General features: G+C 39.5%; 21 protein-coding genes. All 21 read left to right on the top strand.

Annotation, left to right across the window (positions count from 1 at the left end; all coding sequences use genetic code 11):
* Positions 1-867: site-specific integrase (locus tag AB5Z12_RS08225; RefSeq protein ID WP_368368602.1), on the top strand; the 867-nt coding region annotated here is incomplete at its 5' end.
* A gap of 262 nt (positions 868-1,129) precedes the next feature.
* Entirely contained in the window at positions 1,130-1,369 is a 240-nt protein-coding gene (locus AB5Z12_RS08230) for a hypothetical protein (protein WP_368356860.1), read from the top strand.
* A gap of 30 nt (positions 1,370-1,399) precedes the next feature.
* A complete protein-coding gene (locus tag AB5Z12_RS08235) occupies positions 1,400-1,750 on the top strand; it encodes a hypothetical protein (RefSeq protein WP_368368603.1) in 351 nt (116 codons plus the stop codon).
* A 263-nt stretch (positions 1,751-2,013) separates the two neighbouring features.
* Positions 2,014-2,274, top strand: a complete 261-nt coding sequence (locus tag AB5Z12_RS08240; protein ID WP_368356858.1) for a hypothetical protein — start codon at positions 2,014-2,016, stop codon at positions 2,272-2,274.
* A gap of 18 nt (positions 2,275-2,292) precedes the next feature.
* Complete coding sequence (locus tag AB5Z12_RS08245; RefSeq protein WP_368356857.1) at positions 2,293-2,733, top strand: DUF4869 domain-containing protein; 441 nt, start codon at positions 2,293-2,295, stop codon at positions 2,731-2,733.
* A 185-nt stretch (positions 2,734-2,918) separates the two neighbouring features.
* Positions 2,919-3,425, top strand: coding sequence for a methionine--tRNA ligase subunit beta (locus AB5Z12_RS08250; RefSeq protein WP_368356856.1), 507 nt, complete (start codon positions 2,919-2,921; stop codon positions 3,423-3,425).
* A gap of 289 nt (positions 3,426-3,714) precedes the next feature.
* Positions 3,715-3,984: a DUF6462 family protein gene (locus AB5Z12_RS08255; protein WP_055282113.1), complete on the top strand. Its 270-nt coding sequence runs from the start codon at positions 3,715-3,717 to the stop codon at positions 3,982-3,984.
* Positions 3,974-4,201, top strand: a complete 228-nt coding sequence (locus AB5Z12_RS08260; RefSeq protein ID WP_055282111.1) for an excisionase — start codon at positions 3,974-3,976, stop codon at positions 4,199-4,201. The genes AB5Z12_RS08255 and AB5Z12_RS08260 overlap by 11 nt, the downstream gene beginning before the upstream one ends.
* Before the next feature lie 14 nt (positions 4,202-4,215).
* Positions 4,216-4,599, top strand: coding sequence for a TnpV protein (locus AB5Z12_RS08265; protein WP_368356855.1), 384 nt, complete (start codon positions 4,216-4,218; stop codon positions 4,597-4,599).
* Positions 4,600-4,608: 9 nt separating this feature from the next.
* Entirely contained in the window at positions 4,609-4,785 is a 177-nt protein-coding gene (locus AB5Z12_RS08270) for a hypothetical protein (protein WP_172677202.1), read from the top strand.
* A 31-nt stretch (positions 4,786-4,816) separates the two neighbouring features.
* Positions 4,817-5,002: a hypothetical protein gene (locus AB5Z12_RS08275; RefSeq protein WP_055282109.1), complete on the top strand. Its 186-nt coding sequence runs from the start codon at positions 4,817-4,819 to the stop codon at positions 5,000-5,002.
* Positions 5,003-5,314: 312 nt separating this feature from the next.
* Positions 5,315-6,097, top strand: coding sequence for an ABC transporter ATP-binding protein (locus AB5Z12_RS08280; protein ID WP_055282106.1), 783 nt, complete (start codon positions 5,315-5,317; stop codon positions 6,095-6,097).
* Entirely contained in the window at positions 6,087-8,237 is a 2,151-nt protein-coding gene (locus AB5Z12_RS08285; protein ID WP_055282104.1) for an ABC transporter permease, read from the top strand. The genes AB5Z12_RS08280 and AB5Z12_RS08285 overlap by 11 nt, the downstream gene beginning before the upstream one ends.
* 28 nt (positions 8,238-8,265) lie before the next feature.
* Positions 8,266-8,949 carry a response regulator transcription factor gene (locus AB5Z12_RS08290; protein WP_226838039.1) on the top strand — a complete coding sequence of 228 codons (684 nt, stop codon included), beginning with the start codon at positions 8,266-8,268 and terminating at the stop codon, positions 8,947-8,949.
* Complete coding sequence (locus tag AB5Z12_RS08295; RefSeq protein WP_055282102.1) at positions 8,946-9,992, top strand: HAMP domain-containing sensor histidine kinase; 1,047 nt, start codon at positions 8,946-8,948, stop codon at positions 9,990-9,992. Before AB5Z12_RS08290 ends, AB5Z12_RS08295 begins: the two co-directional genes overlap by 4 nt.
* Positions 9,993-9,996: 4 nt before the next feature.
* On the top strand, positions 9,997-10,494 hold the full coding sequence (locus tag AB5Z12_RS08300; RefSeq protein ID WP_055282100.1) for a hypothetical protein: 498 nt from the start codon (positions 9,997-9,999) through the stop codon (positions 10,492-10,494).
* 171 nt (positions 10,495-10,665) lie between these two features.
* The gene (locus AB5Z12_RS08305) at positions 10,666-11,196 is read left to right on the top strand and encodes a type IIL restriction-modification enzyme MmeI (protein ID WP_055282097.1); all 531 of its coding nucleotides are present in this window, start codon (positions 10,666-10,668) and stop codon (positions 11,194-11,196) included.
* A 692-nt stretch (positions 11,197-11,888) separates the two neighbouring features.
* Complete coding sequence (locus AB5Z12_RS08310; RefSeq protein WP_117683014.1) at positions 11,889-12,299, top strand: single-stranded DNA-binding protein; 411 nt, start codon at positions 11,889-11,891, stop codon at positions 12,297-12,299.
* A gap of 41 nt (positions 12,300-12,340) precedes the next feature.
* The gene (locus AB5Z12_RS08315; protein ID WP_117683015.1) at positions 12,341-12,541 is read left to right on the top strand and encodes a helix-turn-helix transcriptional regulator; all 201 of its coding nucleotides are present in this window, start codon (positions 12,341-12,343) and stop codon (positions 12,539-12,541) included.
* 339 nt (positions 12,542-12,880) lie between these two features.
* Positions 12,881-13,246 carry a DUF3847 domain-containing protein gene (locus tag AB5Z12_RS08320; RefSeq protein WP_117683016.1) on the top strand — a complete coding sequence of 122 codons (366 nt, stop codon included), beginning with the start codon at positions 12,881-12,883 and terminating at the stop codon, positions 13,244-13,246.
* On the top strand, positions 13,246-14,973 hold the full coding sequence (gene mobQ, locus AB5Z12_RS08325; RefSeq protein ID WP_161275995.1) for a MobQ family relaxase: 1,728 nt from the start codon (positions 13,246-13,248) through the stop codon (positions 14,971-14,973). Before AB5Z12_RS08320 ends, mobQ begins: the two co-directional genes overlap by 1 nt.
* Positions 14,974-14,988: the final 15 nt, after the last annotated feature.

Genomic DNA, 14,988 nt, shown 5'->3' on the forward strand with positions numbered 1-14,988 from the left:
AAGATTGCGACAATAGATAATATTCATACAGTGATACATCAGATTCTGCAGCTTGCTGTTGAAGACAATTACATAAGAAGAAATATTTCAGATAATTTGCTGAAAGAATTAAAAAGTTCTCATCATTATGAGGATTCACATAGACGCGCTTTGACATTACCAGAGCAGGAGCTGTTTATGGAATTTTTGTCTAAAGAGAACTCACAGTATTATCATTGGCTTCCCATTTTTACAGTTATGCTGGGAACTGGAATGCGTGTAGGAGAAATTACCGGGTTACGTTGGAACGATATCGACTTAAAGGCCGGAATGATAAACGTGAACCATACGTTGGTTTATTATAAACATCGGGATGGGAACGGCTGCTATTTCGATATTCATTCTCCAAAGACCAAAGCTGGAGTACGTCAGATTCCTATGACGGAGGAAGTAAAGAATGCGTTTCTGTTAGAGAAAAGAATGCAGGATCTAGCAGGAATACAGTCCCAAGTAACGGTTGACGGGTATCACAACTTCATTTTTGTGAATCGCTTTGGTAATGTGCAGCACCAGGGAACTCTGAATAGGGCTTTACGGCGTATCATACGAGATTGTAATGATGAACAGCTACTAAAAAAGAAGAATCCGGTATTGTTACCCAATTTCTCCTGCCATTCCCTGCGTCATACATTCACGACACGTTTAGTTGAGGCTGGGGTGAATATAAAGGTTATTCAGAACCTGTGCGGTCATAGCCGCAGTGATGTTACACTTGATATTTATACAACGGTTACCAAAGAACTGAAGCAGAGTGAGTTTGACGATTTCCAGAAGAAGCTGAAGGAGAAGAAAAAAGCCTGGAAAGAGAAGCTGGGGGATACTGTGTAAGTTTATTGGAAAAGATTACAATGTTACAGCAATGTTTAATATAGTTTTTATAGATTGATAAATTAAGGGAGATATCATGAAAATAAAAGAGCTGTATGCGGATTTTTAGAGATACTTTATTTACTAACTGCCGTTTGCCAGTATAAGAATGCTTTCAGGTATTAGGAATAAGTAAATGTAGATTGACAGAAAATACAGAAAAGCATATTATAATAATAGGTGGGATTTCCCACACAAAATGCTTGCGCAGGAGGTGTTGATAATGGAAGCAATGAAGGATTATGTTGCCCATCTGGATAACAAAAAAAGGATTACCCTCAGAGGAGCTGCTTATCAGTATTACAATGTAAAAGAATACGGAAATGGCTGCATTATTCTGGAACCTCGGGAATTGGCTGTGCCAGAGAGCATTTCAGCCAGAACTCTGGCAGATATGGATCGTGCAGTAAGCAACTTTAAGAAAGGTGATGTTTCTCCCACTATCGACCTGTCAGATTTTTAAAAGGAATAAGGTATGAACTTTAATATACGAATGGGAATTCCTGAAATGCAGGAACTTTGGCTAGATCTGCAGGAGAAATATCGTTCTGGCAATATAAAAAAGAAGGAAGAACAGTTGTATAAAAAATGGGGAAAGGCTTTAAAGCTGTTGTCGGCAGATCCAGGCTATCCGAGCCTTCAAACCCATGAAATAGAGCCATTATCCAGACGTTATGGAATGAAAGTGTGGCAATCTTACCTGGAAAATAAAACCAGTGGTGCAATGAGAATGTACTGGGTTTACGGTCCAGATCAGAAAAATATTACGATTATCGGCTTGGAGCCACACCCAGAAGATAAGAAAAATGGTGCATACGACCGAATTTCACTGTCAGATTTGTAGAATAAAACTGAATATGGAATTTTAACTGAGCAGCTATTCTATAAATAATGGAGTGGCTGCTTTTATTCCTTGTTAAGAAGCGGCTGGTTTGTCGAAAAAATCTCGTTGCGTATTTATGGATAATGCGCTTATAATGAACGTATAGAAAAACGCCAGAAATATTTTCATAAAAGTGGGAGTTGTAAGAAATGAGCGTGCAGCCAGATTGGCGTTTCATAGTGAGAAGGCATTATGGTATTTGCAGTTGATAAGGAGGGATTCTTATGCTAGAAATGATATATAGTTTTAATGGGAAAGATATCACTATGAATGTATGCATACAAATTAGGGATGTATTAAAATTGTTGCAACAACATTATCATATCGGCTTTGAAGAAGCCGCCCTGAAATTTTATCAGTCAGAAACGTATAAGACACTACAAGAAACAGAAAATGGATTATGGGCAGAGTCTGCAGAATATATAGCTGACAGATATTATGAGGAAGCCGAACGCGATCCTGTTGCTTTGCAGGGAAATTATTGACAGATATGGAGTTGAAAAATGTTAAGTATTTATTTAGGGGATATGCCAGAGGCGATATACCATCCTCCGACATACTTTGATAATACGTATGAAGATGAATGGCTAACGAATCCTTTGTCAGTGAAAATGATTGCTGATGTAGACAAATCCACGGTAATAGGAACTCATCTGATAGAGAGCTCTGTTTTGGGACCGATATCGCCCAAGGAACTGTCAGGGAGCGTAAAAACGTTAATACTGATGGCATTTGATGAAAATGGTCGAGTGTTTAATGCCTCTGTATGTGGAGATAGCTGTTCAAAATGGATATTGCAGATTGCGGAAAATAAGGATTTGACAATTAATCTTCTTCATATTATGGACTTTGGAAGGGGAAATTTTGAAGCAAAAATAGTAAATACAGGACAGCTTGTTCATAATATGCAGGAATTTTTGGATGTTGCAGTAGAGTACGTTTAGAAAAGATAGGCATAGAAAAATAATCAGTTCAGAATGTAAAAACTGAATACTTCCAGTTGGATTTTGGGGCATAATCTTTGTACCAATCTTGTACCAATTTTGTACCAATCGGTACAAAAAATAGTAGGAAAACGTAGATTTCCGTGAAATCACGAAATGTGAAAAAGCCCGAAAAATAGGCATTTGTGGGACATTGGAGAGAGGAATTAAGAGACATCCTGATTTTCCCGACAATGAAGTCACTGGACGCTGACAAGAAAGCTTCCAAGACTTCCGAAGCAGCTCCGGCAGAGGCTGAAAAAACAGTTGAGAAGATTGATTTTTCCAAAGTAAAAGTTGAGCCATTATTTGAAGAAATGGTTGATTTCGATACTTTCAGCAAGTCTGATTTCAGAGCTGTAAAGGTAAAAGCATGTGAAGCAGTTAAGAAATCCAAGAAGCTGTTACAGTTCACTCTGGATGACGGAACAGGCACAGATCGTACGATTTTAAGCGGTATTCATGCTTATTACGAGCCGGAAGAACTGGTTGGAAAGACCTTAATTGCAATCACCAACCTGCCACCGAGAGCCATGATGGGAATTGAATCTTGTGGAATGCTTCTCAGTGCAATTCATGAGGAAGAGGGCGAAGAAAAACTTCATCTTCTGATGGTTGATAACCACATTCCGGCTGGTGCAAAGCTGTACTAAAATTAAATATTAAATGTCTAAAACCATGATGTCAGACCGCATTTGACAACAATTTGACAACAAAATTTGGGATAATAATGAATCGTTATGAAGCATGACGAATTTCAGGTGAAAGGACACAGGTTTGGCAATGAAGTAAGAGCACTTCTTAGAGTTAATCTAAGAGGTGCTTTTTTGCGTTGCATATCAAAGAGGCGCCAGTGGCGCGTCTGATGATTCGGCCCTGGAAAGTTATATCCCGGCAGTCAGCTTCTGTAAAACAGCAAATCTAATTTTGGAGGAAAACATCATGGGTAAAAGTTATAAACCAATTACAAGTATGAAGGAAGTACCAGAGCAGCTTAGAAAATTACGCCGACAGTATCTGCGTTATCAACAGGCAGAGATTATTTACAGCATTTCTCATAAGAAACTTTTTGAACTCGCCAGTGATGCAGGTGCAATTTACAGAATAGATGGAACCGTATTGATTAACCGGGATATTTTTGATGACTATCTGGAGCGTTTTCATGAACCGGCAACAGGAAATGATAAGGAGAAGAAGACGGATGAGCGGTAATGTATGGATGTTTTCAGATGAAATCGATGATGAAGATCTGGAATTTATGCGCCATGATTACGTGACCTATAACATGGCGTGCGAATACTACAGACTGGGAATCAAACCCGTTGTCCGTATGGCACATGAAGCAGGGGCAGTATATAAAATTGGGAAAAAGGTGTTGATTCGAAGAAGTATATTTGAAGCATATCTGAGAGAGAAGAGAAAGATTTGATGGAGGAGAAGAACATGAGCAATCAGAGAAAAATACTACATGATGAAAGGAATGGATTAGATTATGTGTTGGTAGGAGATTATTACCTGCCAGTGCTATCATTACCGGAAGAAACCAGACCGATTGGGTACTGGGGAATGCTTCGAAAAGAATATATGAAAAACTATAAATCAGGTATGTATTCTTATCTTCTGTTGACTGGGAAATTGGACAGCTATCTGGCAGATCTGAATGAACAGGCACAGGAACGGTATGAATTGATTGAGGCACAAATACGAAGTGCGGAGGGAGTTACAGAGGAATTAAAAGCATGTAATCCTATGGAGTGGGTGCGACAGTGTAATAATGTCGAGAATCGTGTGCAGGAAATTGTATTGAGTGAATTGGTATATGTATAGGAGGAGCGTATGAGATACAGGATTGAATATGCTGATGGAAGATGTTGCAATTTCGCAAACAGCAGAAAAGATTTACTGGATTGGTTGAAACTTCTGAAAGATGAACAGATTGTTGATATCCGTAAAATCTATAAAAGCGGTGTTACAGATTCAGTTCTGGATAGTTACCGAAGATATTTAAAATAGTGAAGGGGTAGATGAAGATGTTGAAGCATATATGAGCCAGCACCGTCATGATACAGACATACAGGAATTGAAAACATATTTTACAAGTGTGATAGACTGGATTTCTGGTGTATTTAGTGATGTGGAAAGTGAAATGCGTGGGATTGAGTGGGGAAGATTATTTGAAACTTATCATAACCAACCATATGATCCGGTGGAAGCAGGAAGCGGCACATAAGGAAGCACCGAAAGTAAGAGAAGATAAAGCCAGATAGATGTGAGGACGTGGGAGAAATCCTGCGTCCTTTTTTAATGCGGATAAATATGATAGATGGTAAATAGTGTGTTGTTATTACTCGGTCAACCGACTATGATATATAGTGAATATTTTGTAGAAGATAGAATGTCTGGTGACAGATGAAAAGCAGCATAAAGAATAGCGGTGAAATTCAAACAAAGGAACCTTACATCAAATGTAAGTGGTGTATTTATGCTTTGTGTAGTAAAATTTTAATTGTAAAAAAGTATGAACAAAAAAGAGGTGTTAAGAATGGATTATACAAAAAAACTTTTAGAAGTACGCGACCTGCACAAAGCATATTCCAAAGAGGGCGTTCCCACAAAAGCACTAAACGGAATTACCTTTGATGTTCTAAGTGGCGAATATTTGGGAATTATGGGAGCCAGCGGTTCCGGGAAAACAACATTATTAAATTGTATTGCTACGGTCATTAAACCTACCTCTGGACAAATTTTGCTCTCCGGGGCGAATATAAGTGCCTTTGACGGTGCTAAGTTAGCGGAATACCGTGGAAATAGAATTGGTTATCTGTTTCAAGACTTTGCTTTGCTTGATAATTTGACAGGCAGAGAAAATATTCTGTTGCCCTTATCCATTCACAATATAGATAGTTCCATAGCCGAAAAGCACCTAAATGATATAGCCGGATTTCTTGGAATTACTGATGTTCTTTCAAAGTTTCCGGCGCAAATGTCCGGCGGTCAAAAGCAGCGTGTAGCCGCAGCCCGTAGTTTGATTTCTAATCCAGATATTATTTTGGCTGATGAGCCGACAGGCGCATTAGACACAAAAGCTGCACGGTTGCTTATGGAAAAATTACAGGAAGTCAACCAAGTGCAAGGACGTACCATTTTAATGGTTACGCATGACCCTAACGCAGCAAGTTTCTGTTCCCGCATTTTGTTCATACAGGACGGCGTTATTTTCCATGAATTGCGTCGCAAAGTTCCGACAGAAACACGGGAAGAATTTTATGCGCGCATATTACAGGTAATGGCGCAAATGGGAGGAGGGAGCGCAAATGTTCTTTAACCTTGCATGGAGAAATTCCAAACGTAGCCGCAATGAAAATCTGATTTACTTTCTGACAATGGTAACGGCGGTAGCGGCATTTTACATTGTGCTTTCTCTCGGAGCGCAGGACGTTATACGCTTTTTAAGCAGCCTTGAAAGCGATGCCGTGGAACGGCTGCTTACAAACCTTTTACCTACTGTCTATGTTTGTGCATTATTATTTGTATTTTTCCTTGTAGTATTTGCAAATAAGTATCAGCTCGAATGTCGCAGCCGGGAACTAGGATTATATTTGATGTTTGGTATGACAAAGACCCGATTATTTACGCAAATTATGACGGAGGGGCTTATCACTTCACTTGTCGCCCTCTTGGGTGGACTTATCTGCGGTGGTTTTCTATCCGAAGTTATCAGCCTTGCAACGGCACGTTTAGTCGGACACGGTGTTATTGCACATCAATCAAGTTTTTCATTAAGCGCAGTTTTCTTTACGATATTGGGATTTTTAATCATCCAATGTGTGGCGTTGTTTATACTATGCGGAAAATTGTTTAAGAAAGAAGTCCACCAACTGCTTTATGGAGAAATGGGAAAAAAACAACACACGGGCAGCACACACGGAAGTTTGCTATCCCTTGTAATTGGTACGGCAGTTTTACTTGTTGCATACTGGGTTGTCATAGAACACTTCATGACTGGCGGTGGTGTAATGCTGCTTGTTGCTGTCCTGCTTGGAATTGTTGGAACAATTCTTTTTATCCGAGGCATTGCCCGGCTTTTAAGTATAGTAGCTGCTTCTAACAAACGGAAAGCGACAAATGGACTTTATGTATTTACTTTGCGACAGCTTCACGAGAATGTTGTTTATAAATATATTTCAATTAGTGTTGCGTCTATTCTGATGATGCTTACCATTATGTTTATTGCAAATGGTTCTGCAACTATTATGTCGCATGGGAATGAATTAACAAGAACTTCTGCTGTTTATGATTTTACAGTAATGGGCGAAGAACAGAATGTTGAGCAATACCTTTCCGACGACCAAATGCGAGTTTATGTAGCTAATCTTAACCGTATGGAAACAGGGAACATGAAACGTCCTGCTTCCGGGGAAATGAAATCCTTTGTTGACTGGTCTGTATTAAGAAAAGAGATTGTTCAAAACTTGCCAGAGGGTGTAATAGACCCTGCGACACAAGAAGCTGCCAGTTACGAATTTGGTTCACATCAACCCGCAGCCCTTAATCTGCTTGGATTTATTGATACGGGGAGTGTTTCTCCTTATATGCTCCCAGTTTCATCATATAATCGCCTGTTGGAAGCCGCAGGAGAAAAGCAAATAAATCTTGAAAATGACGAAGCTGTTTTTTACCTCAACCCGGACTTTTTAGAAGATGAACAGGAAGATACCGTTGCTCTGTTAGACAGGATTGCAGAGAACGCACAGACAAGCGGTAATGCGTTGATTTCCATTGACAAAAAGTCAGTTACACTTGTTCCGTCTGTACCGATGAAAGGACTTACTGCTGATGAAAATGTTAAAATTGTAACCGCATTGATTGTTTCCGACGAGATATATCATAACTATGTAGACCCGGACACCTGTTCTGTATATTGGAATTTCTGTATTCCGAATGAGATTGTAGAAGCAAACGGACTGATGCTGTCCGTTATGGAAGCACGCGATTTGCTGAAGCCGTCCGGTCTGTATTACGAAAGCTATCTTGATAATTTCGGGCGGCAACTATTTTATCTTATCTCCGGGAGTTACATGACTTTATATATGGGCTTTATGCTATTGATTATCGCGTGTGCATTGCTTGCTTTGCAATTCTTAACACAAATGCAATCGACAAAATCAAGATATTTGACACTCTCAATTTTGGGTGCGAGGCGAGAACAGATAAAACGGTCAATTTATAAACAAGTTTTATGGTATTTTCTACTCCCCCTAATGTTGGCTTGTATAAGTGGTACGGTTGGTCTTTATGCAATGCAGCAGCATTTATACTCTGACAGCACAAGGATCGGGCAATCTTATCCGTTGTTGATTATTATGGCATTTACTGTCGTTCTTATTATGGCAATTTACGGTGTGGCTGTTGCGCGGACAGCTACACGGGAAATCGGAAAAATAAATTACAAGCCTAATTCATAACAGGCTTACGTGAAAGGAGGTGGTCGTATTGGCACGAATTATGGTAGTTGAAGATGATGTTTATATGCGGGAAGAACTGACGGATTTATTGAGAAAGTCGGGGTATGAAACAGCCTCGTTATTTGATTTTGAAAACGCAATACCGGAAATTACAGAGTATTCCCCCGATTTGGTTTTACTCGACATAAATCTTCCATTTCATTCCGGCTTTGAAATCTGCAAAGAATTAAAAGCAAAGCAGCTTGGAACAGTGTTGGTATTGACAGCAAGAGATAAATTGCAGGACGAACTTCACGCATTAGGATTGGGAGCTGATGACTACTTAACAAAGCCGTGTAATATAGAGCGCCTGCTTGCCCGCATTAAAAATTTATTACGACGCAAAGAGGAACAGATACGGCAAGGCTTACTGGACGGGAACGGATTTTTACTTGACCCAAACACCTTTACAATTTATGTGGGGAAGAGTTCTTCCCTCATGCCACCCAATGAGGGAAAAATATTGCTTGCGCTTTTGAAGAAAAGCCCTAATCTTGTTACCAAACATGAGCTGTGCAACGTGCTTTGGGGAACGGAAGAATGCATTGACGAAAATGCGCTGCAAGTAACTTTTACGCGATTGAGGAAAACGCTCCGTGAATTTGGTCTTGAAGAACGGATAGAAACAGTACGCGGACAAGGCTACCGCTTGAAAGAGCAGGTGCGATTATGAAGAAGCTAAAAATATTTTTAACCTATATTTCCTCTAATCGTGTATGGATTATCACACTTGCCTGTTTGGACGTATTCTTTATATTCCTTGCCTGGCTGGCTAATCCAGATTATTTTATCAATTATGTTGCATTGATCATTTTCGTATCATTTGCCACACTTGCTATCCCGCTTGCTATATCAATCAGAAAACGCAACAAGACAGACGCTATTTTTCGGCGTTTTCTATTGGAGCCAGACGATACCAACGAATACTTACTGTGTGAAGCTGTTCCCGCAGTATTACGCCCTTATATCTGTGAATTGGGGCAGCATTTGAGGACGCAGCAGGAATATATCAACGAACAGAAAATTACAGTTACAGATTATCAACACTACATTGAAAATTGGGTACATGAAATCAAAAAGCCGCTATCCCTTATGACCTTGCTACTGGACAATCGAAAAGATGAAATGTCCCCTTTGGTTCATACCCGTATGCTGTATGTACGCGACCATACCCGACAGGATATAGAACAAATTCTATACTTTTCAAGGCTTGGGGCTACTCATAAGGATTACTTTTTTGAGCCGCTTTCAATTCTTGAAATTTGTCGTGAAGCAGTTGAAGATAATTTAACGCTTCTTGAAGAAGCTGGATTTTCTGTTGAATATACCGAAAACGATGCTCAAGTGATTTCTGACAAAAAAGGTTTGATGTTCATTTTAGGACAGATAATCAGCAATAGTGTGAAATATACGGGGAACAATCCTGCTCCTCGACTTCTCTTTTCCATTGCTGATAGTGCGGATAATGAACAGATTTCTTTATCTATGAAAGACAACGGCACAAGCATACCGTTGTCTGACTTACCTTTTGTTTTCGACAAGGGGTTTACTGGAGATACGGGCAGTTACCTTAGTCGTTCTACGGGTATGGGGTTATACCTTGTTCAGAAAATGGCAACTGACCTGTCTATCACGGTGGAGCTAAAAAACAATTCTTGCGGTGGAACAACTGTAACCTTGACGTTCCCGAAAGTGGAGCGTCCATTTGGGAGGTAATGAAATGCAGTTACAAAACGAAACAATAAAAGAGCGCACACCAATAAAAGGCTTGCTCATTGATTGGTTGATTATATTTGGAACATATCTTTTTATCCGTGTATTCTTCGCCCTCTTTGGGCTTCATCAGAATATTGTCATTTTGGGCTGTTGCCTTGCGGTATTGCCATATCTTTTGGGGGCAGTATATTTACAGAAATCCCACAAGCAATGTCCATTATGGCTTTCTGCATCGGCTATTTTAATACCGTCCATTGTTGAAAAAATAGCGATATATTTATTTGGTGCGTACTTATACAATTTAAGCCCGATAAATGTTTTAGGAGTTATGGAAGCGATTAAGAGTAACGCATCATACACAAACTTCATTAAAAATCAATCAGCACAGAATTTAATCAATCTATCATATTTGAATTGGACATACATTCTATGCAGTATAGCTATTTCTGTTTTGGTTATCTTGCTTTTAAATCAGACAAAACAGAAAAGTAATAAAGGATAAAGAGAACTTTATGAAAGTGACATAGTATAAAACATCTGCCACTCGACGGCAAAAGAAAAAAAAACGTCGCACAGCAAATATATAGGGTTAATTGTGAGATGAAAATATGAGAAATTAGCTGTATTTGATATATCTGAATCCGGCAGAGAGATTGGAGAAAAGTTGATACTTTTGCTTGATGAAAGACAACGGAAAGAACTTGCACAGTATTCGCCATATATTGCAATACCAAAGGTGTCTTCGCAAAACAGAAGATATATTCCGATGGATTATCTTGAAGGAGAAATAATTCCAGGCGATAAACTTTTTACAATGCCGTCAGCCACAAGTTACGAGTTTGGAATACTAATGTCCAATGTTCATATGGCATGGACCAGAGCAGTATGTGGTCGACTAAAGAGTGATTATAGTTATTCTAATATGATTGTTTATAATAATTTCCCTTGGCCTTCTCCAACAAATGATCAAAAGGAAAAGATAAGAAAAACGGCACAGGCTATCTTGAATGCTAGAGCACTTTATACAGATAGCAATCTTGCAGATCTTTATGATCCTTTGACAATGCCAACAGAATTACTGAAAGCACATAAAGCAAATAACAGAGCAGTGATGCATGCTTATGGATTTAGCATTAAAATGTCAGAAGCAGACTGTGTTGCTGAATTAATGAGAATGTATCAGAAATTGACAAAAGAAAAATAATGATTACCCCAAAGGGCATTAACCATAAGTGGTTAGTGCCTATTTTTTTGCTTTTTTTCAAAATCATCTGACTTTATACATTCTGCCACATGTGATTAGTGGAAAAATGATTTTTCAAGAAAATCCATGTCCTCACGTTCTCTGGAATATGCAACTAGCGAAGAAGTATTTCATTTATGTACAAAAAACTTGCAAAAAGGGGTTGGTAAATACCATTTCCAACGCTTTATAGGTAGAGGAATAATTATTTTTCAAAATTTCCCAAAATCATGTCCGATTTTGTCGCTCCCAATACAGAGTATATGAAGGGACTAACGAAAGTAAAAGAAAAAATGATAAAAATGTAAAAAAATATCACGAATCTTTTGCATCTTGCAAAGTCATTTGACTTTAGTAATTAGAGGACGTTTTGGAATGTTCCTTTGTTGAACCTTGACAATTGATAAGTGCACCCTGAAAGCCTACCAGGAGTTCTGCCATGACCTTTCTTTTTCTGAAAGCAAGCGGAATCATAATGACACTCCCGATGATGGGCGGTTGATCAAAGCCTTATGATCAGTGACCTGTGTATGCAGGCAGAGGCAGTCTGAGACGGCTGCAGGTGACAGGGAAACGCACAATAGACCGCTGATGCAACAAGTAACTAATAACAATGATTAAAGGGTATCATGCCCGGAAAGGACGTAAAAACTATGAATAGAGTGATTTTAATGGGAAGACTGACAAAGAATCCGGAGATCAAATATGCCGGAAAAGATAATGATATGGCAGTAGCAAGATATACACTGGCAGTGAACAGAAAATATAAACGTGATGGTGAACAGGAAGCGGATTTTATTTCGTGTGTAACATTTGGCAAGAGTGCAGAGTTTGCACAGAAATATCTTCACAAGGGAATGCGGATTGTGATCGGTGGTCGCATCAGCACTGGCAGTTATAAGGATAAGGATGGAAAGACGATTTATACCACAGATGTGATTGTGGAAGAACATGAATTTGCCCAGAACAAGGACAGCGGTGCTGGAGCAGATTCACTAGAAACCCTGAAAGCAGATAAAGACGGATTTATGGAGGCGAAGGATGAAGAAATTCCGTTTGACTAATAAAAACAGAAATCTGCCTAATAAAAATGTGGAGGTTATTTATGAGTGTAAGTTATAACAGATTGTGGAAACAGCTCATTGATAAAAATATGAAACGGATAGAAATGCAACACCTCACCGGGATTAGTGCAAATATCCTTGCCCGGATGGGAAAAAATCAATATGTATCAATGGAAACAGTCGAGAAAATTTGTAAGAAAATGAATTGTACTATTGACGAGATGATGGAATTTATAGATTAAAGATAGCAAGCCGGATACGGCATAATTCTCTTAGCAAAGCTAAGAGCGCACTTCTATACAGGCAATTACATCTGCCTGTATCGTGCGACCTGCGGTGCCATTCCCGATTTTGAAGAATTTCAATCCGGGAATATAGCGAAATCATAGATTTCGGACAAGGGGATAATTTCCCCTTGCGGCACAAGGCCTATCTTGTTGTAGCAATTAAAGATTTTTAAGATTACAGAGGTCAGTATGTCCTTATTGTGGAACGACGACCTCAGTTTTTTATATTCAGGAATCGGCATTTGTGAAAAGACCGGTTCTTTTTATTTACAGAAAGAGTAGGAGGTTGAAAACTTGAGCAGAGCGAAAAATCCAAAATATGAATCCATGTCACTGGAAGAACTGAAAGCCAACATGGAAAAAAGTAAAAAGGAACTGGAACATGCGCTCCACAATAAAAATATTCTGGAGCAGAGAAAGAAGTTGGTGGAGCGAAAGGAACGTTCTCACAGATTGATTGTTAAAGGAGCAGAGTTTGAAAAAGCATTTCCATTATCAAGAGATCTGGAACAGGAAGAAGTTCAGGATGTTATGAAACAGTTGCAGAACAGTAGTTACAACAAGAGTATCGTGCGGCAGGTTCACATAGCAGCCTTACACAAAGAGCAACAGCAGATTGCAGAAGCAGTTGAAAGAGCAGAAAGAGGAGATGACAGCTAATGGCACTGTATCATTTTTCGGTAAAGCAGGTGTCCAGAGGAAAAGGTCAGACGGTGGTTAATTCCGCAGCTTATATTTCGGGGCAGAAGCTTTATAACGATTATTATGGACAGACACATGACTACACAAAAAAGTCTGGAGTGGTTTTCACAGAAATCCTGACTCCGGAATATGCGCCGGAACGTTTGTCTGACCGGGAAACGCTCTGGAATGAAGTAGAGCAGATAGAGAAAAGTAAACGGGCACAGTTAGCTTATTCTTTTGATATTGCTTTACAAAATGAACTGACACTGGATGAAAATATAGAACTGGCGAGAGAGTTTTGCAGGGAACAGTTCGTAGCACGTGGCATGATTGTAGATCTGGCGGTTCATGAGGGAAAATCAAAGAATGAGGATGAACCAGATAATCCACATTTTCATGTACTTGCTCCAATCCGTGCGTTTACAGAAGATGGAAGCTGGGGCAACAAGCAGAAACGTGAATATGTTTTGGATGAAGACGGAAATCGGATTAAAGATGCCAGAGGAAAGGATATATTCAATGCTGTTTCCACTACCGGATGGAATGATCCGGAACTTTTAAAGGAATGGAGAAGAGCGTGGACAGAGAAGGTGAACGAAAAATTCCGGGAGTGCCATATGGCAGCCAGAATTGATCACCGTTCTTACAAAGAGCAGGGAATTGACCTGATTCCGACCATACATGAGGGATATGAAGTTCGGGCGATGGAGAAAAAGGGGATTAAAACAATCATCGGGGAACTGAACAGAGCTATTCGACAGTTCAACCAGATGTTTATTTCTCTGAAAGAATCCATTCAGTGGATGAAGACAGCTTATGAAGAAATGAAGGTAGAACTGGATCGCAGACAGAACCCTACACTTCTGGAAAGCCTGCAAGATTATTATGATAAAAAGACACAGGGCAGACCACCACTTCCCAATTTCTATGCGGAGATGAAACGAAAAGGGAAGAATCTCTCCAACTTACAGGAGTTTGCAAAGTCTATCAATTATCTTCAGACACATCAGATAGAGACAATGGATGACTTGAAGGAACGGATTGATGAACTGAACGGTGTTGTTTCTGTCGGTAAAAAGGAAATTTCCGAAAAGCGAGAGCAGTTAAAGAAATTGGAAAATCTGGAAAAGATGGCAGAGGTAATAAAGACAAACCAGCCATTGATTGATGAGTATAACCGTTTCTATTTTCAGAAAAGACGGGAGAAATATTACCAGCAGCATAAGAAAGAAATCAATTACTATCGCAAATGTGAACGGGAGCTGAAACAGCATCTGGATAAAAATGGAAAAGTTCCAACTGCCAGATGGAAACGGGAAAAAGAAGAACTCCGGACAGCGATCGAAGAGCTGAAAGCAGATAAGCAGCCATATCAAGATGAGTTGGCTTTTGTGAAAAAAGTACAGACCTGTGCAGATATTGCCAGACGTGACCGGGAAATGGCAGAAGCAGATACTTCCGGGCGTTCAGAAGAAAAAAGCGAGAAGCAGACAAAGTTCCCAGCATTTCACGCAGCTCAGACGGAAGATATTTTTGAAGAAAGCGGTAAAGCAGAGCAACAGCCGGTGAATCAGCAGGAGAAGAAGCCAGAAAAGAAGACTTCTCTTCTGAGAAAATTGGATGAAAAGAAGAAAGAGTGTGCAGTGCGTGATGCAAAACAACAGGCAGTGAAGAAAAAACGGAACCATGAGATGAGTTTATAGCAGTCTGTCAGCAGG

Origin of the sequence: Ruminococcus sp. RTP21358st1_G6_RTP21358_211008, assembly GCF_040908885.1 — a bacterium.
GTDB classification, from domain to species: Bacteria; Bacillota; Clostridia; order Lachnospirales; family Lachnospiraceae; genus Blautia_A; species Blautia_A faecis.

Coding starts and splice junctions, on each gene's coding strand:
- AB5Z12_RS08230 (WP_368356860.1), top strand. CDS start 1,130: ATGGAAGCAATGAAGGATTATGTTGCCCATCTGGATAACAAAAAAAGG.
- AB5Z12_RS08235 (WP_368368603.1), top strand. CDS start 1,400: ATGGGAATTCCTGAAATGCAGGAACTTTGGCTAGATCTGCAGGAGAAA.
- AB5Z12_RS08240 (WP_368356858.1), top strand. CDS start 2,014: ATGCTAGAAATGATATATAGTTTTAATGGGAAAGATATCACTATGAAT.
- AB5Z12_RS08245 (WP_368356857.1), top strand. CDS start 2,293: ATGTTAAGTATTTATTTAGGGGATATGCCAGAGGCGATATACCATCCT.
- AB5Z12_RS08255 (WP_055282113.1), top strand. CDS start 3,715: ATGGGTAAAAGTTATAAACCAATTACAAGTATGAAGGAAGTACCAGAG.
- AB5Z12_RS08260 (WP_055282111.1), top strand. CDS start 3,974: ATGAGCGGTAATGTATGGATGTTTTCAGATGAAATCGATGATGAAGAT.
- AB5Z12_RS08265 (WP_368356855.1), top strand. CDS start 4,216: ATGAGCAATCAGAGAAAAATACTACATGATGAAAGGAATGGATTAGAT.
- AB5Z12_RS08270 (WP_172677202.1), top strand. CDS start 4,609: ATGAGATACAGGATTGAATATGCTGATGGAAGATGTTGCAATTTCGCA.
- AB5Z12_RS08275 (WP_055282109.1), top strand. CDS start 4,817: ATGAGCCAGCACCGTCATGATACAGACATACAGGAATTGAAAACATAT.
- AB5Z12_RS08280 (WP_055282106.1), top strand. CDS start 5,315: ATGGATTATACAAAAAAACTTTTAGAAGTACGCGACCTGCACAAAGCA.
- AB5Z12_RS08285 (WP_055282104.1), top strand. CDS start 6,087: ATGTTCTTTAACCTTGCATGGAGAAATTCCAAACGTAGCCGCAATGAA.
- AB5Z12_RS08295 (WP_055282102.1), top strand. CDS start 8,946: ATGAAGAAGCTAAAAATATTTTTAACCTATATTTCCTCTAATCGTGTA.
- AB5Z12_RS08300 (WP_055282100.1), top strand. CDS start 9,997: ATGCAGTTACAAAACGAAACAATAAAAGAGCGCACACCAATAAAAGGC.
- AB5Z12_RS08310 (WP_117683014.1), top strand. CDS start 11,889: ATGAATAGAGTGATTTTAATGGGAAGACTGACAAAGAATCCGGAGATC.
- AB5Z12_RS08315 (WP_117683015.1), top strand. CDS start 12,341: ATGAGTGTAAGTTATAACAGATTGTGGAAACAGCTCATTGATAAAAAT.
- mobQ (WP_161275995.1), top strand. CDS start 13,246: ATGGCACTGTATCATTTTTCGGTAAAGCAGGTGTCCAGAGGAAAAGGT.